Origin of the sequence: Pseudoalteromonas sp. SG43-1, from assembly GCF_014164415.1 — a bacterium.
GTDB lineage: Bacteria > Pseudomonadota > Gammaproteobacteria > Enterobacterales > Alteromonadaceae > Pseudoalteromonas > Pseudoalteromonas distincta.
Genome location: NZ_JACJFD010000032.1, coordinates 1 through 25,021, shown reverse-complemented (window position 1 = coordinate 25,021; position 25,021 = coordinate 1). Strand labels below are relative to the sequence as shown.

The window sequence follows — 25,021 nt, the reverse complement described above, 5'->3', positions numbered from 1 at the left end:
AATAAAGTCAGCCCTAAGATGACAATGTTCTTATTAAGTTTTGGTAATCTTCTTTAATTTCGTGGCTTTCGTCACGTAGTGATTTTATCTTACGACATGCGTGTAATACGGTCGTATGATCGCGTCCACCAAATGCGTCACCAATCTCAGGTAAGCTGTGATTAGTTAATTCTTTAGATAATGCCATGGCAACTTGGCGTGGCCTTGCTATAGAGCGGCTGCGGCGCTTAGACAATAGATCTGACACCCGAATTCGGTAGTACTCAGCAACGGTGCGCTGAATATTATCTATCGTAACCAGCTTATCTTGCAAGGCAAGTAAATCGCGTAGTGCTTCTTTTACAAAATCAATCGAAATTGGACGACCTGTAAAATTAGCATTAGCAATTACACGGTTAAGTGCGCCTTCTAGTTCACGTACATTTGAACGTAATTTTTTGGCGATAAAAAAGGCAACTTCATGTGGTAAGTTAATCTTACTTTGCTGTGCTTTCTTCATCAAAATAGCAACGCGAGTTTCAAGCTCTGGTGGCTCAATCGCGATTGTTAATCCCCAACCAAAACGTGATTTAAGACGGTCTTCGACCCCTTCAATCTCTTTTGGATAACGGTCAGAGGTTAAAATAATTTGTTGGTTGCCTTCAAGCAATGCATTAAAGGTATGAAAAAACTCTTCTTGTGAACGCTCTTTATTAGCAAAAAATTGAATATCATCAATCATTAATGCGTCAACACTGCGGTAATAACGCTTAAATTCTTCTATCGCATTATTTTGTAGTGCCTTTACCATGTCTTGAACAAAGCGTTCTGAATGCATGTAAACAATTTTAGCATCTGGCTTGTTTGCCATAATGCCGTTACCTACAGCATGTAATAAGTGAGTTTTACCTAAACCAGTACCACCATAAATAAATACAGGGTTAAAAGCAGAGCCAGGATTATCGGCAACTTGAGTGGCCGCTGCTTTTGCTAATTGGTTTGACTTACCCTCAACAAAACTGTCAAAGGTATAGTTTTCTTTAATGTTAGATTTGTAACCTGACTTAGGTGCAGGTTCAACAACAGGCTTTTGCTCACGAGGCTGTTGTTTTGTAGAAGCTTGTGGTGCTGATTGCGTTTCTATAACCGGTGCAGCTTGTGCATTTAATAAAGGCTTACTACCTACATCAAAACGTAGCTTTGGTGCTTCAACACCACAAATTTCTACTAATAATTCGTTAATTCTATTTAGGTACTTTTCTCTTACCCAATCAAGCACAAAGCGATTAGGTGCATAAATCGTCAAGGTATCTTCGGTACTTTCTGCTTGTAGTGGTCTTACCCACATACTGAATTGCTGCGAAGGCAGCTCATCTTGCAATACATATAAACAACTTTGCCAAACCGACAGATACACAGTTAAACTCCCAGAGATATAATTTTTATTCCCGCACATCATTAATGATTATAAATCATACATTTATTGCGTTCAAATGGTCCAATAAGCGACCCAAGACCGCGTATTATGAAGGCACTTTATCCACAAGTAAAAGATTGATTTTTATAAAATTGTTGATATCGATGTATAAAATCATTAACAATCTGATTTAAAACAGTTTTTATTTTAGATCCGAAGAGAAGATCATAACAAAATAACACCAAGATCGCGAACCAAATTTACGATCCAATTTTCTTTTCCCCCGCTTTTATTCACTTTTTATACAGGGGCTGTGGAAAACTTCTTATTTATGATGATCCTATCAGATCGCTCTACATGATCTCTTTATGGACCATAAGTAGACTATATACTGCGAACGTAATTATGATTGACTTTACGTTACTTACTCTATAATATCTCGCGCTCGCAATGGCACCTATGCCAGGATCGCGACCTGTATAGGATGTTTTAACTTTAACCGATCGGATGAGATTGTTATGAAAAGAACTTTTCAACCTAGCGTTTTAAAACGCAAACGTGCACACGGCTTCCGTGCTCGCATGGCAACTGTAAATGGCCGTAAAGTATTAGCACGTCGCCGCGCTAAAGGCCGCAAAGTTCTTTCTGCTTAATTTATAAGTGGAAGACTTTAGCTTTGGCAGGGAGTTACGTCTGTTAACTCCCTCGCATTACTCTCGCATATTTAATGAACCCGCTCGGGCTGCAACTCCTTTCTTTACTCTATTAGCTAAACCAAATGACCAAGAAAAACCTCGGTTAGGTCTTACTGTTGCTAAAAAACGCGTAAAAAAGGCATGCCAACGAAACCGTATTAAACGTCTCGCTCGCGAAAGTTTTCGTTTAAATCAACACAGCATCGATAATATTGATATTGTGCTTATGGTGAAAAGTGGTATTGATGAACAGTCTAATGAAGAATTAACCAAACAACTTACTAAATTATGGCGAAAAATTAACGAACGCTGTAAACCAGGTGCACCTAAACCGCCACCTTTTAAGAAACGCCCAAACAAATCAGCTAAATCTAATAAACAAACCTAATTGCAATAGAATTGCAGGGTTAATTAATGTATCTTTAGCTCACCTTTTAATCATGCATTTAAAATTTCTAATTGAGTCTTTAAATACATGATATCTATCTCACTAAACTTAAGTAGGGGCATAAACATCATGAGGTTAATTAAACCACTTGTTGCTTTTCCTAAGATTTGTTTAGTGTTATTTATCCGCGGTTATCAAAAGTGGATTAGCCCGCTGTTAGGTCCGCATTGTCGTTTTAATCCAAGCTGCTCACATTATGCAATTCAAGCAATTAATTTGCATGGATTTATAAAAGGTAGTTGGTTAGCTTTAAAACGCATATTAAAATGCCATCCTTTACATTCAGGTGGAGACGACCCCGTACCTGAAAAATTAACCCATATTAACCACCAACACGAGAAATAAGAGCTGTTATGGAATCGCAACGCACGTTTTTATTAATTGGCCTAATGCTAGTGTCGTTTTTATTGTTCCAAGAATGGGATAATGATTACAACAAGCCTAAAGCCGATCCAAGTGCCACAACACAAACACTACAAGCAAATTCACCAGAGTCGGATGATTATATTCCTTCATCGTCAGATTCAGGTTTACCCGCTTCAGCAACTTTAGCTAAACGTTCAGTTATTGAAATCACAACTGACGTTTTTAAAGTTAAAATTGACACCAAAGGCGGTGACATTGTTGAAACAGACCTTCTTCAATACGAAGAAACTAAAGGAAGTGAAACACCTTATATGCTTCTTGGTCAGCTTGATAGTGGCAAACAATACTTTTCACAAAGTGGCTTAATTGGCTTAAATGGCCCTGACGCATCAGCTAACGGTCGCCCTACTTATAGTACCGAACAAAAATCATATACCTTAACGGGTGATGAGCTTCGCGTTCCACTTCAGTTTACTGATAGTAATGGTGTTAGTTTTACTAAAACATACGTATTCAAAAAAGGTCAGTATGACGTAGGCTTAGAATACAAGATCAACAACACTACCAGCGCACCTCTTCAAGTACAGCTATACACGCAAATTAAGCGTACCGTACAAGAAAAAGGTAGCATGGTTGATCAAAACTATTTAGGTGCTGCATACGGTACTGACGAAGAACCATACGAAAAGTATAGTTTTTCAGATATGGCTGATAAAAACCTAAACAAAAACACGCAAGGTGGTTATGTTGCATTTATACAACATTACTTTGTAAGTGCTTGGATTCCAATGCAGGATCAAACAAATACAATTTATAGCTTAATTACAAAAAGTAATGCCGCTATTATTGGTGCTAAAGATCCCGCTGTAAATATTCAAGCTGGTAGTGAGCAAACACTAACTGCTACTTATTATATGGGTCCGAAAGAGTCAGATATTCTTGAAGCGATTCACCCAGACTTAGACTTAACTGTAGATTACGGTTGGTTATGGTTTATTTCGCAACCTTTATTTGTATTGCTAAAATGGCTACATAGCATTTTAGGTAACTGGGGTGTAGCAATTATTGCCATCACTATTATCGTTAAATCGTTAATGTACCCACTTACTAAAGCGCAATACACTTCAATGGCAAAAATGCGTGCGCTACAGCCTAAAATGGCAGCTCTTAAAGAAAAGTTTGGTGACGACCGTCAAAAGTTCGGCCAAGCAACTATGGAAATGTACAAGAAAGAAAAAGTTAACCCAATGGGTGGCTGTTTCCCTATTTTGCTACAAATGCCAATTTTCTTAGCCTTGTTCTACGTATTCTTAGAGTCAACTGAACTTCGCCATGCTGAATTTATTTTTTGGTTAACAGACCTTTCTGCACAAGACCCGTACTACGTATTACCAATCTTATTTGGTGCGAGTATGTTTGTGACGCAAAAACTTCAGCCTATGACGGTAACTGATCCAATGCAGCAAAAAATGATGACCTTTATGCCGGTTATCTTCTCTGTATTCTTCTTATGGTTCCCATCGGGTTTAGTTCTTTACTGGTTAGTGTCTAACCTTATTTCTATTGTCCAGATGTTAATCATCTACCGTGGCATGGAAAAGAAAGGAATTAAAGTAAGAGGCTAACCAAGCTCCTACTTATATAAAGGCGACTTCGGTCGCCTTTTTTATTGCCTGTTTTTCACCAGAGTATTCGCGAGTGTTTATTTCATAGGTTACAATACCGCCATAAAGTTACTCATCGTTGGCAAATTAATAGCATGATCAATCAAGATACAATTGCAGCACAAGCAACTGCCCCCGGACGTGGTGGTGTTGGTATTATTCGCGTTTCAGGTAGCCTTGCTAAAAGTGTCGCCGAAAAAGTAGTAGGTAAAATTCCTAAAGTTCGCTACGCCGATTACGTGCCATTTAAAAGCCTAGCTGGCGAGCAACTTGATCAAGGTATTGCCATTTACTTTGCAGGTCCTAACTCATTTACAGGCGAAGACGTACTTGAACTACAAGGCCACGGCGGTCCTGTAGTACTTGATATGCTACTTAAAGAAATTAGTAAAATAGAGGGCGTTCGTTTAGCAAAGCCTGGTGAGTTTTCTGAGCGCGCATTTATGAATGACAAGCTTGATTTAACACAAGCAGAGGCCATCGCCGACTTAATTAATGCTACGAGCGAACAAGCTGCCAAAAGCGCCCTACAGTCTCTCCAAGGTGAATTTTCTAAACACATAGAAACGCTTGTAGAAAAAGTAATTCACTTACGTATGTATGTAGAAGCGGCAATAGATTTTCCTGATGAAGAAATTGATTTTTTATCAGACGGTAAGGTATCAGGCGACTTAGACGCCATTATTACCCAGCTTAATACCGTAACCAACCAAGCAAAACAAGGCAGCATCATGCGCGAAGGTATGCGTGTTGTTATTGCTGGTCGCCCAAATGCCGGTAAATCAAGCCTACTAAACGCCCTAGCCGGTCGTGAAGCTGCAATCGTAACAGAAATAGCCGGTACCACTCGCGACGTACTACGAGAGCATATACATATAGATGGTATGCCACTGCATATTATAGATACCGCAGGCCTACGAGAGAGCCCTGACCGCGTAGAACAAATAGGTATTGAACGGGCGTGGGATGAAATAAACCAAGCCGATCGCGTTTTATTTATGCTTGATGGCACTGACACTATAGATACTGACCCGCATAAAATTTGGCCTGAATTTATGGCCAAATTACCAGAAGGTATGGGGGTTACGGTCATCAGAAATAAAGCTGATTTATCGGGTGATATAGTCGGAATGGAGCAAGAGCAACAATACCCGGTCATCAGCTTAAGTGCTAAAAATGCTGACGGTATTGAACTTGTTCGCGAGCATTTAAAAGCCTGTATAGGCTTTCAAGGCGCAACAGAGGGTGGCTTTATGGCGCGCCGTCGTCATTTGGATGCACTAGAGAGTGCTGCGTATCATTTAGAAACAGGTAAAACACAATTAGAAATGCACATTGCTGGTGAAATATTGGCTGAAGAACTACGTTTAACACAGCAGTATTTAAACGAAATAACCGGTGAATTTACCTCAGACGACTTACTTGGCAAGATATTTAGCTCATTTTGTATTGGTAAATAAGCACCTTATTACAGATATATGTTTATTATAAGAGCACTTAGGTGCTCTTTTTTATGTAAAATATTCACTATAAAATATGTATTTATACCGTCAATCCCAGCCAGTTCTGCCAATAAAATCATACCCAAAGCGATAATTATTACCAGCCAGATCATCTAGATTAGACAGTGAAAAGAGCCTTTAAGTAAGGTATTAATAGCGCAAGTAACACCCATTTTAAGGTCAAAACCGATACATATTTCAAACAAAAATACGTTTTAAAATCGTTATCCTCCACACAAAAGTTAGTTATAAATAGCTTTTTTATAATTACCTAGCTCATAAAAACTAATGTTATTTGCTCAATTTAAGAGCTAAAACGTGACGATAAACACTCTAAATAATCAACTTTATACAACATATGGACAGACGATCACTGCGGCTTTTTAATAAAAATGACTCGAGATTTGAGTGCATCAAACTTTTGATCTACTAATCCACCAGCAAAATACATAAAAAAAGCAGCTATAAATACGCATTAAATTAAATATATTGAGATCACTTATCCACAAAACCTAATTTTTAGCTCAAATAAATAGTAAATTGAGCCACCTCGCAGAGAAAAACCTAATGATCTATTAAAAATTATCTGTTTATAAGCTTATTTTTAATTAATTTCGTTAGATCAGCTCAATTAGATCATTTAATAAAATTATTTTCGATCTAAATTTAAGGTTATCAACAACCTTTATATCCACATTATGATCACCTTGTGCTTTTTATGCCTAGATTTATAATTAAATCTTTCACTAAATAGTAATATCAATAACTTAGCGATTATTAAACAACCTAAAAGGTGTGTTTAAACAGAGCTTTCCCCACTGTTATCAACAACTTGATCAGAAGATTACATTTAAAGATATTTTGTTAATTCTTATAATATCAACAACTTAAGGAGGCACTTTCAAATAAGAGTAAAATTAGCACAAAAATAGTTATACAAAAAAGCACTCTTAACTTTACTGTTACTCACACTCAGTTATCATAGGCAGCAATTAAAACCAATGTGATCACTAATATTCATGAGTTCAGTAAATCTTATTGTTGGCAGCCAAATGGGATCAGCCGAGTATGTTGCAGAGCAACTAAGCGACGCGCTTAATAACCTTGGTATTACTACACAACTACATGATCAACCTGAATTTAGCGATATTGATCAGCAAAATACCATTTGGTTAATTTGCACATCTACTTATGGTGCAGGTGATTATCCTGAAAACTTTATTAGCTTTGTTGAAGATGTGACTCAAGCTAATGATTTATCAGAATTAAAATACTCAGTAATCGCTTTAGGTGATACCAGTTATGACACTTACAACCAAGCTGGACGTAATATAGATGCCTTATTATCTCAAAAAGGCGCTATAAAAGTAGCAGAACGCTTAGAGCTTAATATTCTCGATGAAGCACTACCAGAAGACACAGCATTAGCATGGTTAGACTCTTGGATAACCAAAACAGGCTTAAAATAGATAGATCAAGTAAAAAGTTATATAAAAAGTTACCCACAATTTACTAATAATTTAATAGATTTTGTGGATAAAGATTGAATAAACTGCTTTTTAAAGCATGCTTATCCATGGGATAAGATCCAACTGATTCAGCCCTGTGCATAAGGTGCCTTTTTGATCAGAGCTTATCTGCTGGATGATCCGATCATATTAACACCTTTAGATCTGATCTAATTTCATGTTTTAAATGAAGATCTAAACCTTATCAACAGAAAAGCTGATCAGTAGTAGTAATAGTAATAAAAGATCTCTTTAAAAGATCCTTTATATTATTAGAGATCACATACTTAGATCTTGCTCTTTGTTTAATCATTTATCTTCTGCCAATTTCTAGGTAGAATACGCTCCCTTTTGAAGTTTACCGGTTTGATTTAAGTAGGATCCCATTAATGATTTTTCACGAAAATTTTGACGTTATCGTAGTAGGTGGTGGACATGCTGGCACTGAAGCCGCATTAGCAGCTGCCCGTATGGGGATGAATACCCTGCTACTGACTCACAATATGGATACCCTTGGTCAAATGTCTTGTAACCCAGCGATTGGTGGGATTGGCAAAGGTCATTTGGTAAAAGAAATTGATGCGCTTGGCGGTGCAATGGCACAGGCCATTGACAAAGGCGGGATCCAATTTCGCACACTAAACTCTTCAAAAGGACCTGCTGTTCGTGCAACTCGAGCACAAGCAGATCGCGCTTTGTACAAAGCAGCTATTCAAGCAACATTACAAAATCAAGATAACCTTAAGATTTTTCAACAATCATGTGATGATCTTATTGTTGAAAACGATCGTGTTACTGGCGTAGTAACTCAAATGGGTTTACGTTTTAGTGCTCCAAGTGTTGTTTTAACCGTGGGTACTTTTTTAGGTGGCCAAATACACATTGGTTTAGAAAATTACAAAGGCGGTCGTGCTGGTGATCCACCATCAATTGCATTGGCTGAACGTTTACGCGAACACCCTTTTAGAGTGGATCGCTTAAAAACAGGTACTCCGCCACGTATTGATGCACGTACTGTTGATTTTACAAAAATGGAAGCACAGCCTGGTGATATGCCAACACCTGTATTTTCATTTATGGGTAAACAATCAGATCACCCACAACAAATACCGTGTTACATCACTTACACCAACGAAAAAACACATGATGTTATTCGTAAAAACCTACATCGCTCACCTATGTACTCAGGTGTTATTGAAGGTATTGGTCCACGTTACTGCCCATCAATTGAAGATAAAATTGTACGTTTTGCGGATAAAGATAAGCACCAAATATTTGTTGAACCTGAAGGCTTAACATCATACGAATTATATCCAAATGGTATTTCTACTAGTTTACCGTTTGATGTACAACTTGAGATTGTGCAATCTATTTCTGGTTTTGAAAATGCACATATTTGTCGACCAGGCTATGCAATAGAATATGACTACTTTGATCCACGCGACTTAAAACAGTCTTTAGAAACAAAATTTATCGAAGGCTTATTTTTCGCGGGTCAAATTAACGGCACTACCGGTTATGAAGAAGCGGGTGCACAAGGCTTAATTGCAGGTATGAATGCTGCGTTAAAAGTGCAAGGTAAAGATTCTTGGACGCCACGTCGCGATGAAGCTTACGTGGGTGTATTAATCGACGACTTAGCAACACTGGGTACGAAAGAACCGTACCGCATGTTTACTAGCCGTGCCGAATACCGTTTACTACTTCGTGAAGATAATGCAGATATTCGCTTAACTGAAAAAGGCCGTGAGCTGGGTTTAGTTAATGACGAACGTTGGCAGGCATTTAACGAAAAAATGGAAGTAATTGAGAAAGAAAAACAACGCATTAAAGATACGTGGATTCATAAAGATCACGTTGTTGTTGATCAAGTAAATGCATTACTAAAAACACCATTAACTCGTGAAGCAAGTTTAGAAGAATTACTTCGTCGTCCAGAGATTCGTTATAACGATCTTATGGCTATTGACGGTTTAGGATCTGAATTTACAAACGTAGCAGCACTTGAACAAGTTGAGATCCATACTAAGTACGCAGGCTATATTGCGCGTCAACAAGATGAGATCAATAAGCAGCTTCGTCATGAGCAAACAATTTTACCAAAAGAGTTTGATTACAAAACTGTATCAGGTTTATCAAATGAGGTTGTTGCTAAGCTTATTGAGTCACGTCCAGACACTATTGGCCAAGCATCGCGTATTTCTGGTATCACCCCAGCGGCGATTTCGCTATTATTAGTGTATCTGAAGAAGCAAGGCTTATTACGCAAATCTGCGTAACGATGAGGGTACATAGTGTTACAGCAACAATTAACTACATTGTTAGCGCAAACTGATATTGCGCTAACGGAAAAACAACAGCAACAGCTAGTTCGTTACGTCGAGTTATTAGATAAGTGGAATAAAGCTTATAATTTAACTTCGGTACGCTTACCTGAAGAAATGATGATTAAGCATATTATGGATAGTTTAGTTGTTGCACCTCACTTACCCGGTCATCATTATATTGATGTTGGCACAGGGCCTGGCCTTCCAGGCATTGTATTAGCGATTGCATTACCTAACACACAATTTGTGTTACTAGATAGTCTAGGTAAACGCGTTCGCTTTTTAATGCATGTTAAACATGAGCTTGGCCTTGATAACGTAACACCTGTTCAGTCAAGAGTTGAAGAATATCAGCCAAGTGTTAAATTAGATGGCGTACTCAGTCGTGCATTTGCTTCATTACAAGATATGGTTGACTGGTGTTCGCACTTAATTGATCATTCGGGTAAATTTATAGCGCTTAAAGGTGTGTTCCCTAGTGAAGAGCTAGAGTCATTACCTACTGGCGTTAAGTTTGAGCAAAAAATTGCATTAGAAGTACCTAAGTTAGATGCACAACGACATTTAATTATTCTTTCTAAAGACTAGGGATCAGAGACACTGTGGCAAAAGTCATCGCATTAGCAAATCAAAAAGGTGGAGTGGGTAAAACTACAACCGCTGTTAACCTCGCTGCGTCTATGGCTGCAACGAAACGTAAAGTGCTGTTAATTGATCTCGATCCGCAAGGCAATGCGACTATGGGAAGTGGCGTAGATAAGTACGGCGACGTACCAACTATTTACGACTTACTCATTGAAGATAAACCTATAGAAGACGTTATTATCAAAGAAACGTCTGGCGAATACCATATGATTGCTGCAAACGGTGATGTAACCGCTGCAGAAGTTAAACTTATGGAATTATTTGCCCGTGAAGTGCGCTTACGTAACGCACTTGAAAAAATTCAGGATCAGTACGAATTTATTTTTATCGACTGTCCACCCTCTTTAAATATGTTAACTGTTAACGCAATGGCCGCAGCTGATTCTATTTTAGTGCCAATGCAGTGTGAGTATTATGCACTTGAAGGGTTAACCGCATTAATGGATACGATTACGCAGCTTGCTAAGTTAGTAAACCCTAGCTTACAAATTGAAGGCATACTTCGTACTATGTACGATCCGCGTAACCGTTTAGCGAATGACGTATCAGAACAATTAAAACAACATTTTGGCGACAAAGTATACCGTACGGTGATCCCGCGTAATGTTCGTTTAGCAGAGGCACCTAGTTTTGGTACACCTGCTATGTATTATGACCGGGCATCAAGTGGCGCTAAAGCATATTTAGCACTCGCTGGTGAAATGTTACGTAGAAAAGAAAAAACAGCGTCCGTTGTCGCCTAACTTTGAGGTAAAAAAATAACATGTCTGCTAAAAAACGAGGTTTAGGCCGAGGACTCGATGCACTTTTAAGTTCGTCAAAGCCTACACCGAGCGCAAGCAAGGAACAAGACACATCAAACGTGACTGAAGCTGTAAAAAATGCGGCTGGGCCAAATAACAGTGAATTACAAAAACTCCCAATCGAGTTTTTACACTCTGGTAAATATCAACCTCGTAAAGACATGTCCGAAGAGGCACTAGAAGAGCTTGCTAGTTCTATTCGCTCACAAGGTATTATTCAACCTATAGTCGTGCGCCCTATTGCACAAAATAGTTTTGAAATTATCGCCGGTGAGCGTCGTTGGCGTGCAGCGCAAATAGCTAAGCTTGAAACAGTACCTTGTATTATTAAAGACGTACCAGATGAAGCTGCAGTAGCTATTGCGCTAATAGAAAATATTCAACGTGAAGACTTAAATGCCATGGAAGAAGCGGTTGCGTTAAATCGCTTACTCAATGAGTTTGAACTAACACATCAACAAGTAGCAGATGCGGTTGGCAAATCACGCACTACAGTAACTAACTTACTTCGTTTAAATAATTTAAACAGTGATGTAAAAATTCTGTTAGAACATGGCGACATTGAAATGGGGCACGCTCGTTGTTTATTAGCCCTTGAGGGAGAAGCACAATCAGATGCTGCTCGTTTAGCTGTTGCTAAAGCACTAACCGTTCGTGAAACCGAGAAGTTAGTTCGTTCAATTTTAGAACCCGTGCCAGCTAAAGAAATAGCTGAAAAAGATCCAGATGTTAAACAGTTAGAGCAACAACTAGCTGAAAACCTAGGTGCCAAAGTAGAAATAAATTACAACAAAAAAGGCAAAGGTAAGCTTGTTATTTCTTATACTAATTTGGACGAACTTGACGGCATTTTAAATCGCATTAATCAAGACAATACCCACCATTAGTTTTCTACATGTCTAAAAAGGGACATTTGTAGCTATTTCGTGTTACAAAGCGTCTACTCAAGTTGCAAAACTGGCAGGATTAAGTATAATTTCGCCAGTTTTCACACCCTAACAATTAGAACGCAATAAAGGTTAACTAAACGTGACTGATAAGTTAGCGAGTCCATATCGACTTGCCGTATTAAAGTTAATTTGCCTTCAGGGTGTTGTAGCATTAGTTGCTGCTGTAATTATTTGTTTTAGTTCGGGAGTCAATGCAGCGCTTTCATCACTCGCTGGTGGAGTTGTCGCAGTACTTCCGCACTTTGTATTTGGTCTTTATGCATTCCGACATATGGGTGCAAGTCGAGCAAATCAAGCGTATGCCTCGTTGAAACGCGGCAACGGATTAAAATTTATGCTAACAATTGTATTGTTTGCGCTAGTACTGAAGCATTTTCCGGTAATTTTATTACCCTTTTTTAGTACTTATATACTGGCGCTCTTTACTGGATTGTTCGCACCCGTTTTTTTTAAACATTAACTTTGGGATATAACATGGCAGCAGAAGAAGTTACTCTATCTGGCCATATCCAGCACCATTTGACCAATGCTAAGATGTGTTCGACCGATACAGGTCTCGCCTTCAATAAAGCATGTACGGATAGTGGTTTCTGGACATGGCATATAGATACCCTCGCATGGTCTATCGGTTTAGGTCTTATATTTTTATGGATCTTTCGTAGTGCCGCTAAAAAATCAACACTAGGTGTACCTGGAAAATTTCAATGTTTCATTGAAATGGTAGTAGAGTTTGTTGGTGACAACGTACGTGATACTTTCCATGGTAAAAGCAAGCTTATTGCACCATTAGCATTAACAATATTCGTTTGGATATTTTTAATGAACTTAATGGATTTAATACCGGTTGACTTTTTACCTGCATTAGCTGGTTTTGTTGGTGAAACTGCGTTTGGTATGGATTCACACGATGTGTACATGAAAATTGTACCAACGACTGACATTAATATGACTGCAGCGCTAGCGCTGGGTGTATTTATTTTAATGATAGGCTACTCAATTAAAATAAAAGGAATCGGTGGTTTTATTAAAGAACTAACACTTCACCCGTTTAGTTCAAATAATACTGCACTACAAATCCTTTTAATCCCGTTTAACTTATTACTTGAACTGATTGCGCTGGTTTCTAAACCGTTTTCATTAGCGCTACGTCTGTTTGGTAACTTATATGCAGGTGAATTGATTTTCATCTTGATCGGCGCTATCGGATTTATGCAATTACCATTGCATTTTGTTTGGGCTGTATTCCACATCTTAGTAATTGTATTGCAAGCATTCGTATTTATGATGCTTACGATTGTATACCTAAGCATGGCAAGTTCAGATAATCACTAATTTTTAGATTTACAATTTTACTTTTACTTTTAACTTTACAATTGAAACTTTGGAGAAATAAATGGAAGCTTTAGAATTATTAAACGGCTTAAAATACATCGCAGTAGCTTTACTAATCGGCTTTGGTGCAATCGGCACAGCAATCGGTTTTGGTAACATGGGCGGTAAATTCCTTGAAGCATGTGCGCGTCAACCTGAGCTTGCACCTTCGCTACAAGTTAAGATGTTTATTCTTGCTGGTCTAATCGATGCTGTAGCAATGATTGGTGTTGGTATCGCTATGGTATTGTTGTTCGTACTTTAATTTTATTTTTTGAACAGCTTACTATTTAAGGAGGAGCGGTTGTGAACTTAAACGCCACTCTTATCGGTGAATTGATTGCGTTTACGGTGTTCGTATTATTTTGTATGAAATACGTATGGCCACCACTAAACGGTGCAATTGAAGCTCGCCAGAAAAAAATCGAAGATGGTTTAGCTGCCTCTGATAGAGCCGAAAAAGACTTAGAACTTGCGCAAAAGAAAGCTGCTGAACAGCTTAAAGATGCAAAAGCTCAAGCGGCTGATATCATTGATCAAGCTAAAAAGCGTGCAGTGCTAATTGTTGACGAAGAAACACTTCGTGGTCAGCAAGAGCGTGAAAGTATCATTGCTCAAGGGCACTCTGAAGTTGAGTCTGAACGTAATCGCATAACAGAAGAGCTACGTAAGCAAGTAGCAACTCTGGCAGTGATTGGTGCAGAACGTATTTTAGAGCGTGAAATTAATCAAGCCGCACATAGTGACATCGTTGAAAAACTTGTCGCTGAGCTGTAATTAGGAGGGTATGAGCATGTCTAATTTGACTACTATCGCTCGCCCATACGCTAAAGCGGCTTTTGAACTTGCCGTTGAGAAAGGCACTCTAGAAAGCTGGAATGATATGTTGTTCTTTGCAGGCCACGTAGCCAGCAATGAACAAGCATCATCTGCTTTAGCAGGTATGCCTACAGCTACTGCACAAGCTGAATTATTTATTCAACTTTGTGCTGAGCAGCTCAACGAACAAGGTCAGAACCTAGTTAAGGTGATGGCTGAAAATGGACGTTTGACAGCTCTACCTGACGTTGCTGAGTTATTTGCTGAATTTAAAGCAGAATACGACAAAGAAATCGAAGTAGATGTGATTTCTGCAACTCCTCTTGTTGCTGCGCAACAAGAGTCATTGGTAGCGGCACTTGAAAAACGTTTCGCACGCAAAGTTAAGCTGAATTGTAGTGAAGACGCGTCAGTGGTTGGTGGACTTATTATTAGGTCTGGCGACACTGTAATCGACGGTACTATTCGCGGTAAATTAAGCCGCTTAGCTACAACACTACAATCGTAATTGGGAAAAAGAGCATGCAACTTAATTCCACTGAAATTTCAGATCTGATCAAACAACGTATTGAGAAGTTCGAAGTTGTAAGTGAAGCTCGTAACGAAGGTACTATTGTATCTGTTACTGACGGTATCATCCGCATCCACGGTCTTGCTGACTGTATGCAAGGTGAAATGATTGAGCTTCCTGGCAGCCGTTATGCTATCGCACTAAACCTTGAGCGCGACTCAATTGGTGCAGTAGTAATGGGTCCGTACGCTGACCTTACTGAAGGCGTAAAAGTATATACAACTGGTCGTATTTTAGAAGTTCCTGTTGGTCCTGGTCTACTTGGTCGTGTTGTAAACACACTAGGTGCTCCAATCGATGGTAAAGGCGCTTTAGATAACGACGGGTTTGAACCTGTAGAAAAAATTGCACCAGGTGTAATCGAGCGTAAGTCAGTAGATGAGCCAGTTCAAACTGGTTATAAATCTATCGATGCGATGATTCCAGTTGGTCGTGGTCAACGTGAACTTATCATCGGTGACCGTCAAACAGGTAAAACTGCACTAGCAATCGATGCAATCATCAATCAAAAAGACACAGGCGTTAAGTGTGTGTACGTTGCGATTGGTCAAAAAGCATCTACTATTGCAAACGTAGTTCGTAAATTAGAAGAGCATGGTGCACTAGCAAATACTATCGTAGTTGTTGCATCTGCTTCTGAATCTGCGGCACTTCAGTACTTAGCACCGTTCGCGGGCTGTACTATGGGTGAATACTTCCGTGACCGTGGTGAAAACGCATTAATCGTATATGATGATTTGTCTAAGCAAGCAGTTGCTTACCGTCAAATTTCATTACTACTTAAGCGTCCACCAGGCCGTGAAGCATACCCAGGTGACGTATTCTACCTTCACTCTCGTCTTTTAGAGCGTGCATCGCGTGTAAACGCAGATTACGTTGAAAAGTTCACTAATGGTGAAGTGAAAGGTAAAACTGGTTCATTGACGGCATTGCCAATCATTGAAACTCAAGGCGGCGACGTTTCTGCGTTCGTACCGACTAACGTTATCTCTATCACCGATGGTCAGATCTTCTTAGAAACTGACTTATTCAACTCAGGTATCCGTCCGGCAGTAAATGCTGGTATCTCGGTATCGCGTGTTGGTGGTGCTGCACAAACTAAAATCGTTAAGAAACTAGGTGGCGGTATTCGTCTAGCCCTAGCTCAGTACCGTGAATTAGCTGCGTTCTCGCAGTTCGCGTCTGACCTTGATGATGCAACTCGTGCTCAACTTGAGCATGGTGAGCGTGTAACAGAGCTAATGAAGCAGAAACAGTACGCGCCAATGTCTGTTGCTGAAATGTCTTTGTCGTTATTTGCTGCTGAAAAAGGCTTCCTTCAAGACATCGAAATCGCGAAAATCGGTGACTTTGAAGCAGCTTTACTTTCTTATGCAACTAGCACATACGCAGAGCTTGTGGCTCAAATCAATGAAACTGGTAACTTGAATGCCGAGATCGAAGCGCAGCTTAAAGAACTTCTTACGAAGTTCAAGTCTACGCAAACTTGGTAATTTAGTTATTAATGGTGCGCTTTAGGAAACTAAAGCACACCTTGATTCGGAGAGAGAGTCATGGCCAGCGGAAAAGAGATTAAAAGCAAGATCGGGAGTATTAAAAATACTCAAAAGATCACTAGCGCAATGGAAATGGTTGCTGCGTCTAAAATGAAAAGGGCGCAAGAACGCGTTGCTTCAAGCCGTCCATACGCTAATAAATTACGTGAAGTAATTGGTCGTGTTGCTCAAGCAAATCTTGATTTTACTCACCCGTTCTTAAAAGAACGTGAAGTGAAACGAGTTGGTTATATTGTTATCTCTACAGACCGTGGTCTGTGTGGCGGTCTAAACTCAAACGAGTTTAAGAAAGTTGCACTTGATGTTAAAGCGTGGAAAGAGAAAGGTGTTGATGCTGAATTTGCTACTTTAGGTAGTAAGGCAGCAGGCTTCTTTCAACGTTTTGGTGGTCAACTACTCGCTAAAAAAGCGGGCCTAGGAGATAAACCTTCAGTACAAGACGTTATTGGTCCTGTAAAAATTATGCTTGATGCATTTTCTGAAGGCAAAATAGACCGTTTATTCTTGGTATATAACAAATTCGTTAATACCATGAAGCAAGAGCCAATTATAGATCAGTTACTCCCTTTGCCAAAAGCTGAAGAAGAAGTATCTGCTCACACATGGGATTACTTATACGAGCCAAACCCAGAGGCTATTTTAGAGTCTTTGTTAGTACGCTTTATTGAGTCTCAAGCATACCAAGGTGTGGTAGAAAATGCTGCCTCAGAACAGGCTGCTCGTATGGTTGCAATGAAAGCTGCAACTGATAACGCAGGTGACCTTATGGACGAGCTACAGCTTGTTTATAACAAGGCTCGCCAAGCAGCAATCACACAAGAAATTAGTGAGATTTGTTCTGGCTCAGCAGCAGTTTAATGCTTCAGGTAAAGATTAACGAGAGGAATAGACATGAGTTTAGGTAAGGTCGTCCAAATTATCGGCGCCGTTGTGGATATTGAATTTCCACAAGATAGCGTGCCAGCGGTATACCACGCACTAAGAGTAACAGATGGCGATTTAGCTGGTTTGACTTTAGAAGTTCAACAACAGCTAGGTGGCGGTGTAGTGCGTACTATCGCTATGGGTACTACTGATGGTTTACGTCGTAGTGCTTTAGTTATGAATACAGGTGAATCGATTCAAGTTCCAGTTGGTAAAGCAACACTTGGTCGTATCATGAACGTACTTGGTGAGCCAATCGATGAAGCGGGTCCAATCGGCGAAGAAGACCGTATGTCTATTCACCGTGCAGCGCCTTCATACGAAGAGCAATCAAGTTCAGTTGAACTTTTAGAAACAGGTATCAAAGTTATCGACCTTGTATGTCCGTTTGCTAAAGGTGGTAAAGTTGGTTTATTCGGTGGTGCCGGTGTTGGTAAAACCGTAAACATGATGGAACTTATCCGTAACATCGCAATCGAGCACAGCGGCTACTCAGTATTCGCAGGTGTTGGTGAGCGTACACGTGAGGGTAACGATTTCTACCATGAGATGAACGATTCAAACGTACTTGATAAAGTATCGCTTGTATACGGTCAGATGAACGAGCCTCCAGGTAACCGTTTACGCGTAGCGTTAACTGGTCTTACTATGGCTGAAAAGTTCCGTGACGAAGGTCGCGATGTACTTTTCTTCGTAGATAACATCTACCGTTATACACTTGCTGGTACAGAAGTATCTGCACTACTTGGTCGTATGCCATCAGCGGTAGGTTACCAGCCTACACTTGCTGAAGAAATGGGTGTGCTTCAAGAGCGTATCGCTTCTACTAAGACGGGTTCAATTACTTCAATCCAAGCGGTATACGTACCTGCGGATGATTTAACAGATCCATCTCCAGCAACTACCTTTGCTCACTTAGACGCAACAGTAGTACTTTCACGTGATATCGCATCGCTTGGTATCTACCCAGCGGTAGACCCACTTGATTCATCTTCACGTCAGCTTGATCCACAAGTAATTGGTGAAGAGCACTATGGTATTGCACGTGGCGTTCAAACAGTTCTTCAGCGTTATAAAGAACTTAAAGACATCATTGCAATCCTAGGTATGGACGAGCTTTCTGACGAAGATAAGCAACTTGTATCTCGTGCACGTAAAATCCAACGTTTCCTATCTCAGCCATTCTTCGTGGCAGAGGTGTTTACAGGCGCGTCTGGTAAATACGTATCACTAAAAGATACAATTGCTGGCTTTAAAGGCATTTTAAACGGCGAGTTTGATGAGCTTCCAGAGCAAGCGTTCTACATGGTTGGCTCTATCGAAGAAGCTCAAGAAAAAGCCAAAGGCATGTAACTAGGAGGGTAGTATGACAGCTATGACTGTACATCTTGACGTAGTAAGCGCTGAGCAGAGTTTGTTCTCTGGTCTTGTTGAATCGATTCAAGTATCTGGTAGTGAAGGCGAGCTGGGTGTAAACCTAGGCCATGCTCCACTACTAACTGCCCTTAAACCTGGTATGGTACGTTTAGTTAAGCAATTTGGTCACGAAGATGTGATATATGTTGCTGGCGGTACATTAGAAGTTCAACCAAATCACATCACGATTCTTGCAGATACTGCGGTTCGTGGTGAAGATTTAGATGAAGATTCTGTACAAAAAGCTAAACGTGAAGCTGAAGAACATATGGCGAATTCGTCAGCTGTTGAGTTTGATTATCAGCAAGCGGCTACGCGACTGGCAGAAGCAGTTGCTCAGTTACGCGTAATTCAGCAATTACGTCACAAGTAAGCCTATCCGGTTTTTAAAAGCCCACTTTGAGTGGGCTTTTTTGTGCCTATAATTTAGATATTTAATAGCCGTTTTTTATAAATGCTAAATAATGGGTTTATCAGATTGTTATCTACACATTTACACTTATATCCTTAACCAATCCTCGCTACAATGACGGCATTCAATTAAGTGTGTTTTTCAGTCAAGATTCAGTACTAATAAACTAACCTACTGAGTATTTGCACAAGAAGTGATTTACGTAATCTTCTGATCAAACATAAAACTTATTTAGCTAAAACAACGAAAAAAGGAAATTGTTTTAATGGCTCTAACAACAGTTATTCTTGCTGCGGGTAAAGGTACTCGTATGCGCTCTGCTCTACCTAAAGTTCTGCACAACGTTGCAGGTAAACCAATGGTGCAGCATGTTATTGATAATGCGATGGCATTAGGTGCAACAACCACAAACTTAGTTTACGGACACGGCGGCGAACTATTACAAAAACAACTTGCCGATAACGATGTAAATTGGGTACTCCAAGCAGAGCAACTTGGTACTGGCCACGCAGTAGCTCAAGCTAACCCACACATTAATGACGACGACACCGTACTTGTTTTATACGGCGATGTACCACTTACAAAGCAATCAACGCTTGAGCGCTTATTAGCTGCAACACCTAAAAATGGTTTAGCAGTATTAACAGTTAATTTGGTTAACCCAAATGGTTACGGACGTATGCTGCGTGAAAATGGCAAGCTTGTTGGTATTGTTGAGCAAAAAGATGCAAGTGCAGAGCAGTTACTTATTAGCGAAGTAAACACCGGCATTATGGCGGTTAACGGTAAGCTTTTAAAAACATGGTTAGGCAATCTATCTAACAACAATGCACAAGGCGAATACTACCTTACAGATATTGTTGCTATGGCTCACAGTGAAGGTGTAGAGATCACTTCAGCGCAGCCAGATCATGCAATGGAAGTTGAAGGCGCAAACAACCGCGTACAACTTGCAGGCTTAGAGCGTGCTTATCAAGCATGGCAAGCAGAAGAGTTAATGTTAAATGGTGCCACCCTAGCCGACCCGGCGCGTATTGATGTACGTGGCGATGTTAAAACAGGCGAAGACGTATTAATTGATATAAACGTTATTTTTGAAGGCACGGTCACGCTTGGTAACAATGTACAAATAGGTCCAAACTGCGTACTTAAAAATTGTAGTATTGGTGATAACGTGGTAATAAAGGCGAATACCTTAATTGAAGATGCAAGCGTAGCTGCTAAATGTACGCTGGGCCCTTATGCTCGCCTTCGCCCTGGCGCTGTTATGGAAGAAGACTCACACATTGGTAACTTTGTTGAGATGAAAAAAACCCGTTTAGGCAAAGGCTCAAAAGCCAACCACTTAAGTTATTTAGGTGATGCTGAAATTGGCGAAAAAGTGAATATTGGCGCTGGTACTATTACCTGCAACTACGATGGTGTTAATAAATCAAAAACTATTATTGGCGATAATGCTTTTATTGGCTCTAATTCATCACTCGTTGCCCCAGTAAATATAGGCGCAACTGCAACAATTGGTGCAGGCTCTGTGATCACCAGTACCGTTGAAGATGACCAATTAGCAATAGCACGCTCTAAACAGCGTAATTTAACTGGCTGGAAACGACCTGTTAAAAAATAATAAGCCAACACCTTTTTAAAGCGAGTTATATACTCGCTTTTTTATTGCTTATATTTTGACTATTATTTAAACTTATGATTAACGGATTAAAAAATACACTTAAGGAACTCCTATGTCTGCATATGCTCGCCGTGCTATTGCCGAAAGGCAACGTCAAAATCAAATTAAAAGTCTTCTATCAGGTAACAATCACACGCTGATACAAATGAATTCTGCAGAGTTTGTAGAATACATTATTTCTGTAAAGATGAAGCAAGGTAAATCTCGTTCAGAAGTGGTTGATTGGCTTGATGAGTTACTGGAAGAGCATAATTCACTATCAAGTAAATGGAAACGAATTAAAGATCCATTAAAGACAGGGGGTGGGTTATACCCTTTATTTGATGATATGAAGGCATTAGCCATTATAGCGGCTGCAATGCAGCGCCAAGGTAATGTTTTTGGTAAGTTTAAAATTAAAGTTTATAATGGTTCCCCTGCTATTATAATGTCTTCTTATCCTGGTATCAAAGCTCATTTAACGGGTACTCGTTATTTAGCAAGTAACCCCAAACTTTTTACTATCGGTGTCGGTAAATTAGAAGCTGCAAAAGCTATGAAGGGTGGGTTTGTGCTCACTCTAGTAATTTCAGTGACATTTCATGCTACAGACTACCTTTTAAACGATCAAAAAACATGGCATGACTTAGTGGCAGGTGTAGCCGTGGATATGGCTGTAGTTGGAGCTGCTATTGTGACTACTAGTACAATATTAGGTGTCGCATCAGCAGCATCAGCAGGTTTAGCAACAATAATTGCAGGTACAGTATTAGTGCCCTTGTTGGTTGTTGTAATCGTTGGGGTGGCTTTTTCAATTGCATTTTCAGATACCAGTGATTATGTAAAAGTACTTTCTGATGAGTTAAGAAATATTGAAAATAAGATACAGAGTGGTGTAGTTAAAATTAAGGCTGGAGCGCAAAAAATTAATAGCGAATATAAAGAAAATCCAAATGAATTTTTACATGAAACCTTTGGAGTTCCTATGTTTAAAAAAACTAGGTCTTATAACTTGTGAAGTTTTTAGAATGGAAAAAAGCAGATAAAAAGTTATCTCTTGCAAATATGAAAGAATTAGCATCTGTTTTTTTCTTGTTAATTGTTAGTGGGGGACTGTGCTACAAGATAGCCTTAAACTTTTTTTCCGAAGTGGAAACTATATTTTTAGTTAGTCAGCCTCAATTTTTTATCAAAGAGCAAGCCACCATACTATTATCTTTTTTATTATTACCTTGCTTATTTTTAACGTTTTTATCAACTTTACAGCGTTTTTTGGGGTTTGATATAAAGTTAACTTTAATTAATGCATTTAAAAGTGCAGTTGTAGGTTTAATTGTTTTATTAATTCTATCAATCCCGACGAATCTTGTTATAGAGTCTAATTTAAAAAGCAAAGGTTACACTTATTGTAGTTGGTACACCGGACCCTCACTTCGAGCGCCTGATGTTTGGCTAAAAAACGATGAGTTATGCTTACAAGGTGGCTCTGTCATAATCAGTGATATAGCCGATTGGTTCGAGCAAAAAAACCAACAAGGTATTGAACCTTCTGTTGATGAGCTAAAAGAGTTTATAGAAGAAACTCGAAAAAGGCGTAATGAGCATATTAATAGCTTTTAGTTACAAAGCTGATTTCATGGGTAATAAGCTACTCCTTAGCTGCAAGCGAGTTTAACACTCGCTTTTTTATTGCCGAAAGCTAATCAAAATAAAACTGCCATAATCTTGTCATGCCTGTGTGTTGATATTTAGCAAATACAATACTAAGGAAAATCACATGTTTAAAAAATCAATTATTGCGCTGTCACTTATATCTGTTCTTACTGGTTGCTCACTTGATGGTGACGATGGTCAAAACGGCTCTCAAGGATTACAGGGAGAACAAGGCACAGATGGAATTAATGGGTTAAATGGTATAAATGCCAATTCAGCATTAAATATTAACCTTGTGGGTAGAGGTGTATTAAATGCACAAAGCCCAGAAGGTGCAGCTGAAATAGTTGCATATCAAGCATCTAAAAAATGGATTTACGCTATTAACAGTTCAGGTGATGACGCTGTTGTTAATATTTTACCCGCAGACACCTTTGATACTGCCGCACTTGTTAAAGATAACGAAGGGGTTATAAGCGCCACTAACTTAACCTCGGTCATTACGCTACCTTTAAACGAGAACACCCAAGGCGATGCAAACAGCATTGCTATTGATGAAAACAATAATTTACTAGCGGTTGCAATGGCTGCTGAAAGCACGGGTGATGAAGGTCAAATTGCTTTTTACGATATAAGCGGCGAATCACCTGTCTTTATTAAAAATGTTACAGTCGGATTTTTACCAGACATGGTGACGTTCACCCACGATGGCGCAAAGGCAGTGGTTGCTAACGAAGGTGAACCAAGTGGCGACTACAGCGTAGATCCTGAAGGTTCTATTAGTATTATCGATATAACAAATAATGTAATAGCTGATACAGCAATAAATATTGATTTTAAAGCCTATAACAACAAACAAACCGAACTAGAAGCGCAAGGGGTCGTTTTTGCAAATCCAAATGGTCGTACTATTAACGGTAATCTAATAAATACCACAGTAGCTATGGATTTAGAGCCCGAGTACGTTAGCATTTCTAAAGATAACAAATATGCTTATGTATCTATTCAAGAAAACAATGCACTTGCAATAGTTAACCTACAAGACAACAGTCTTGAGCTAAAGGGCTTAGGCTTTAAAGAGTGGTCAAGCTTACAACTTGATGCCTCAGATAAAGATGGCGGCGTTAATTTTAAATCATACCCAGGGCTCTATGGTATGTACCAGCCCGATACTATCTCAAGCTTTAGTTGGAAAGGCGCTAACTTTATAGTCACTGCCAACGAAGGTGACGCAAGAGAATACTTTTTTGATACAACGGATGAAGCAGACTGTATAGCAAAGGGCGGACTTGATTACGATGAAGACGATGGCTGCTTAGCTTATATAGATGAAAGCCGCGTTGAAGACTTAACGCTTGCAGCTAATTTTGATTACTTAAATAACGACGATAACGATATTGGTCGCTTAAAAGTAACAACAATAAAAGGCGATACTAATAATGATGGTCAATACGAATCGCTTTATGCTTATGGTGCACGTTCGTTTACCATTTTGGACAGCAATGGGCTGGTGGTGTTTGATTCAGGCGATGATATAGGTCGTATTACGGCATCGGTTCATGGTGAAGCATTTAACAACAATGAAGATGAAAACAAAGGTGACTCACGTTCAGATGATAAAGGCGCAGAGCCAGAAGCGCTGACTATTGGTAAAATTGACGATCGTACATTTGCTTTTATAGGGCTTGAGCGTATGGGTGGGATTATGGTTTATGATATTACCAATCCATATAATGTGCAGTTTGAAGACTACTTCTATAATAGAGGCTTAATTAAAGACGCTAATATTACAGGCGATTTAGCGCCTGAAGGAATGGTATTCGTTCCAGCGGAGCAAAGTGCTACAGGAAACCCACTCTTAATCGTTGGAAATGAAATATCAGGCTCTATTGCCGTATGGGGAATAGCATCTAAATAAACCTTTAATTTAAAATAAAGCTGTGTGTTGTTTGTTTAACATACAGCTTAGTTTAAACCTTACTAATACCTCATCAATAGATACTTATATTGTGCGTGTTTTTTAAACTAAAAGTATCCTGTAGCCCTTTATTTGTATAGCTTTCATACTAAATTCATTTAATTGTCAAAAAGCTGAAATAAAACATTGACCCCCGCTCGAATCTCCCTATAATGCGACCCCACTGAGACGGGAAACAGCAACGCATAGCGAGGCACGAACAACTCAGGGTGTTAAGTAAAACTTAGAGTGAATCTTTTTAGAAAGTTTAAATTTAAGTGTTGACAAAAAAATAGGAAAGCGTAATATGCGCAGCCCTAGCGAGATAAAGTTCAACTTTATAATCGCAACGTTCTTTAACAATATAAAGCAATC

24 protein-coding genes are annotated in these 25,021 nt (G+C 39.3%); 23 read left to right on the top strand and 1 reads right to left on the bottom strand.

The window, feature by feature from the left end:
• Window positions 1-13 precede the first annotated feature (13 nt).
• Window positions 14-1,396: a chromosomal replication initiator protein DnaA gene (gene dnaA / locus H5159_RS18240; RefSeq protein WP_004335207.1), complete on the bottom strand. Its 1,383-nt coding sequence runs from the start codon at window positions 1,394-1,396 to the stop codon at window positions 14-16.
• A 518-nt stretch (window positions 1,397-1,914) separates the two neighbouring features.
• Between dnaA and rpmH the strand changes: the two genes are divergently transcribed.
• The 23 genes from rpmH to H5159_RS18125 all read left to right on the top strand — a co-directional run bounded on the left by rpmH (window position 1,915) and on the right by H5159_RS18125 (window position 24,607).
• Window positions 1,915-2,049: a 50S ribosomal protein L34 gene (gene rpmH, locus H5159_RS18235; protein ID WP_004335215.1), complete on the top strand. Its 135-nt coding sequence runs from the start codon at window positions 1,915-1,917 to the stop codon at window positions 2,047-2,049.
• A 7-nt stretch (window positions 2,050-2,056) separates the two neighbouring features.
• Window positions 2,057-2,479: a ribonuclease P protein component gene (gene rnpA / locus H5159_RS18230; protein ID WP_004335217.1), complete on the top strand. Its 423-nt coding sequence runs from the start codon at window positions 2,057-2,059 to the stop codon at window positions 2,477-2,479.
• A gap of 129 nt (window positions 2,480-2,608) precedes the next feature.
• Window positions 2,609-2,884, top strand: coding sequence for a membrane protein insertion efficiency factor YidD (gene yidD, locus H5159_RS18225; protein ID WP_004335219.1), 276 nt, complete (start codon window positions 2,609-2,611; stop codon window positions 2,882-2,884).
• An 8-nt stretch (window positions 2,885-2,892) separates the two neighbouring features.
• Window positions 2,893-4,530, top strand: coding sequence for a membrane protein insertase YidC (yidC, locus tag H5159_RS18220; RefSeq protein WP_182780804.1), 1,638 nt, complete (start codon window positions 2,893-2,895; stop codon window positions 4,528-4,530).
• A 134-nt stretch (window positions 4,531-4,664) separates the two neighbouring features.
• Window positions 4,665-6,029, top strand: a complete 1,365-nt coding sequence (gene mnmE, locus H5159_RS18215) for a tRNA uridine-5-carboxymethylaminomethyl(34) synthesis GTPase MnmE (RefSeq protein WP_007584209.1) — start codon at window positions 4,665-4,667, stop codon at window positions 6,027-6,029.
• 1,061 nt (window positions 6,030-7,090) lie between these two features.
• Complete coding sequence (mioC, locus tag H5159_RS18210) at window positions 7,091-7,540, top strand: FMN-binding protein MioC (RefSeq protein ID WP_024604761.1); 450 nt, start codon at window positions 7,091-7,093, stop codon at window positions 7,538-7,540.
• A gap of 428 nt (window positions 7,541-7,968) precedes the next feature.
• The gene (mnmG, locus tag H5159_RS18205; RefSeq protein WP_182725189.1) at window positions 7,969-9,858 is read left to right on the top strand and encodes a tRNA uridine-5-carboxymethylaminomethyl(34) synthesis enzyme MnmG; all 1,890 of its coding nucleotides are present in this window, start codon (window positions 7,969-7,971) and stop codon (window positions 9,856-9,858) included.
• A 15-nt stretch (window positions 9,859-9,873) separates the two neighbouring features.
• Entirely contained in the window at window positions 9,874-10,494 is a 621-nt protein-coding gene (gene rsmG, locus H5159_RS18200) for a 16S rRNA (guanine(527)-N(7))-methyltransferase RsmG (RefSeq protein WP_004335232.1), read from the top strand.
• Between the two features lie 14 nt (window positions 10,495-10,508).
• Window positions 10,509-11,294, top strand: a complete 786-nt coding sequence (locus tag H5159_RS18195; protein WP_004335235.1) for a ParA family protein — start codon at window positions 10,509-10,511, stop codon at window positions 11,292-11,294.
• Window positions 11,295-11,314: 20 nt separating this feature from the next.
• Window positions 11,315-12,241: a ParB/RepB/Spo0J family partition protein gene (locus H5159_RS18190; RefSeq protein WP_039488567.1), complete on the top strand. Its 927-nt coding sequence runs from the start codon at window positions 11,315-11,317 to the stop codon at window positions 12,239-12,241.
• Between the two features lie 142 nt (window positions 12,242-12,383).
• Complete coding sequence (locus H5159_RS18185; RefSeq protein ID WP_004335240.1) at window positions 12,384-12,764, top strand: ATP synthase subunit I; 381 nt, start codon at window positions 12,384-12,386, stop codon at window positions 12,762-12,764.
• A 14-nt stretch (window positions 12,765-12,778) separates the two neighbouring features.
• The gene (atpB, locus tag H5159_RS18180) at window positions 12,779-13,636 is read left to right on the top strand and encodes a F0F1 ATP synthase subunit A (protein ID WP_024597178.1); all 858 of its coding nucleotides are present in this window, start codon (window positions 12,779-12,781) and stop codon (window positions 13,634-13,636) included.
• A gap of 61 nt (window positions 13,637-13,697) precedes the next feature.
• Window positions 13,698-13,940, top strand: a complete 243-nt coding sequence (atpE, locus tag H5159_RS18175; RefSeq protein ID WP_008112128.1) for a F0F1 ATP synthase subunit C — start codon at window positions 13,698-13,700, stop codon at window positions 13,938-13,940.
• Between the two features lie 41 nt (window positions 13,941-13,981).
• A complete protein-coding gene (atpF, locus tag H5159_RS18170; protein ID WP_004335264.1) occupies window positions 13,982-14,452 on the top strand; it encodes a F0F1 ATP synthase subunit B in 471 nt (156 codons plus the stop codon).
• Window positions 14,453-14,468: 16 nt separating this feature from the next.
• The gene (atpH, locus tag H5159_RS18165; protein WP_004335267.1) at window positions 14,469-15,002 is read left to right on the top strand and encodes a F0F1 ATP synthase subunit delta; all 534 of its coding nucleotides are present in this window, start codon (window positions 14,469-14,471) and stop codon (window positions 15,000-15,002) included.
• Between the two features lie 14 nt (window positions 15,003-15,016).
• Window positions 15,017-16,558 (top strand): F0F1 ATP synthase subunit alpha, encoded by a 1,542-nt coding sequence (gene atpA, locus H5159_RS18160; protein ID WP_004335270.1) that lies wholly within the window; start codon window positions 15,017-15,019, stop codon window positions 16,556-16,558.
• 60 nt (window positions 16,559-16,618) lie between these two features.
• Window positions 16,619-17,479 carry a F0F1 ATP synthase subunit gamma gene (atpG, locus tag H5159_RS18155; protein WP_024597176.1) on the top strand — a complete coding sequence of 287 codons (861 nt, stop codon included), beginning with the start codon at window positions 16,619-16,621 and terminating at the stop codon, window positions 17,477-17,479.
• Window positions 17,480-17,512: 33 nt separating this feature from the next.
• On the top strand, window positions 17,513-18,898 hold the full coding sequence (atpD, locus tag H5159_RS18150; protein WP_182780803.1) for a F0F1 ATP synthase subunit beta: 1,386 nt from the start codon (window positions 17,513-17,515) through the stop codon (window positions 18,896-18,898).
• 13 nt (window positions 18,899-18,911) lie between these two features.
• Window positions 18,912-19,334 (top strand): F0F1 ATP synthase subunit epsilon, encoded by a 423-nt coding sequence (locus tag H5159_RS18145; RefSeq protein ID WP_007377666.1) that lies wholly within the window; start codon window positions 18,912-18,914, stop codon window positions 19,332-19,334.
• Window positions 19,335-19,638: 304 nt separating this feature from the next.
• Complete coding sequence (gene glmU, locus H5159_RS18140) at window positions 19,639-20,997, top strand: bifunctional UDP-N-acetylglucosamine diphosphorylase/glucosamine-1-phosphate N-acetyltransferase GlmU (RefSeq protein WP_182780802.1); 1,359 nt, start codon at window positions 19,639-19,641, stop codon at window positions 20,995-20,997.
• Window positions 20,998-21,109: 112 nt separating this feature from the next.
• On the top strand, window positions 21,110-22,054 hold the full coding sequence (locus H5159_RS18135) for a hypothetical protein (protein WP_024597175.1): 945 nt from the start codon (window positions 21,110-21,112) through the stop codon (window positions 22,052-22,054).
• Entirely contained in the window at window positions 22,051-22,656 is a 606-nt protein-coding gene (locus tag H5159_RS18130; RefSeq protein WP_024597174.1) for a DUF1240 domain-containing protein, read from the top strand. Before H5159_RS18135 ends, H5159_RS18130 begins: the two co-directional genes overlap by 4 nt.
• 157 nt (window positions 22,657-22,813) lie before the next feature.
• Entirely contained in the window at window positions 22,814-24,607 is a 1,794-nt protein-coding gene (locus H5159_RS18125) for a choice-of-anchor I family protein (RefSeq protein ID WP_182780801.1), read from the top strand.
• The last annotated feature ends 414 nt before the right edge of the window (window positions 24,608-25,021 follow it).

What these genes read in the sequence shown, in the direction of transcription:
- glmU (WP_182780802.1), top strand. Translation starts at nt 19,639, where the DNA reads ATGGCTCTAACAACAGTTATTCTTGCTGCGGGTAAAGGTACTCGTATG.
- atpD (WP_182780803.1), top strand. Translation starts at nt 17,513, where the DNA reads ATGAGTTTAGGTAAGGTCGTCCAAATTATCGGCGCCGTTGTGGATATT.
- atpH (WP_004335267.1), top strand. Translation starts at nt 14,469, where the DNA reads ATGTCTAATTTGACTACTATCGCTCGCCCATACGCTAAAGCGGCTTTT.
- yidD (WP_004335219.1), top strand. Translation starts at nt 2,609, where the DNA reads ATGAGGTTAATTAAACCACTTGTTGCTTTTCCTAAGATTTGTTTAGTG.
- mnmE (WP_007584209.1), top strand. Translation starts at nt 4,665, where the DNA reads ATGATCAATCAAGATACAATTGCAGCACAAGCAACTGCCCCCGGACGT.
- H5159_RS18135 (WP_024597175.1), top strand. Translation starts at nt 21,110, where the DNA reads ATGTCTGCATATGCTCGCCGTGCTATTGCCGAAAGGCAACGTCAAAAT.
- H5159_RS18145 (WP_007377666.1), top strand. Translation starts at nt 18,912, where the DNA reads ATGACAGCTATGACTGTACATCTTGACGTAGTAAGCGCTGAGCAGAGT.
- atpA (WP_004335270.1), top strand. Translation starts at nt 15,017, where the DNA reads ATGCAACTTAATTCCACTGAAATTTCAGATCTGATCAAACAACGTATT.
- yidC (WP_182780804.1), top strand. Translation starts at nt 2,893, where the DNA reads ATGGAATCGCAACGCACGTTTTTATTAATTGGCCTAATGCTAGTGTCG.
- atpG (WP_024597176.1), top strand. Translation starts at nt 16,619, where the DNA reads ATGGCCAGCGGAAAAGAGATTAAAAGCAAGATCGGGAGTATTAAAAAT.
- rpmH (WP_004335215.1), top strand. Translation starts at nt 1,915, where the DNA reads ATGAAAAGAACTTTTCAACCTAGCGTTTTAAAACGCAAACGTGCACAC.
- mnmG (WP_182725189.1), top strand. Translation starts at nt 7,969, where the DNA reads ATGATTTTTCACGAAAATTTTGACGTTATCGTAGTAGGTGGTGGACAT.
- atpE (WP_008112128.1), top strand. Translation starts at nt 13,698, where the DNA reads ATGGAAGCTTTAGAATTATTAAACGGCTTAAAATACATCGCAGTAGCT.
- H5159_RS18125 (WP_182780801.1), top strand. Translation starts at nt 22,814, where the DNA reads ATGTTTAAAAAATCAATTATTGCGCTGTCACTTATATCTGTTCTTACT.
- mioC (WP_024604761.1), top strand. Translation starts at nt 7,091, where the DNA reads ATGAGTTCAGTAAATCTTATTGTTGGCAGCCAAATGGGATCAGCCGAG.
- H5159_RS18190 (WP_039488567.1), top strand. Translation starts at nt 11,315, where the DNA reads ATGTCTGCTAAAAAACGAGGTTTAGGCCGAGGACTCGATGCACTTTTA.
- atpB (WP_024597178.1), top strand. Translation starts at nt 12,779, where the DNA reads ATGGCAGCAGAAGAAGTTACTCTATCTGGCCATATCCAGCACCATTTG.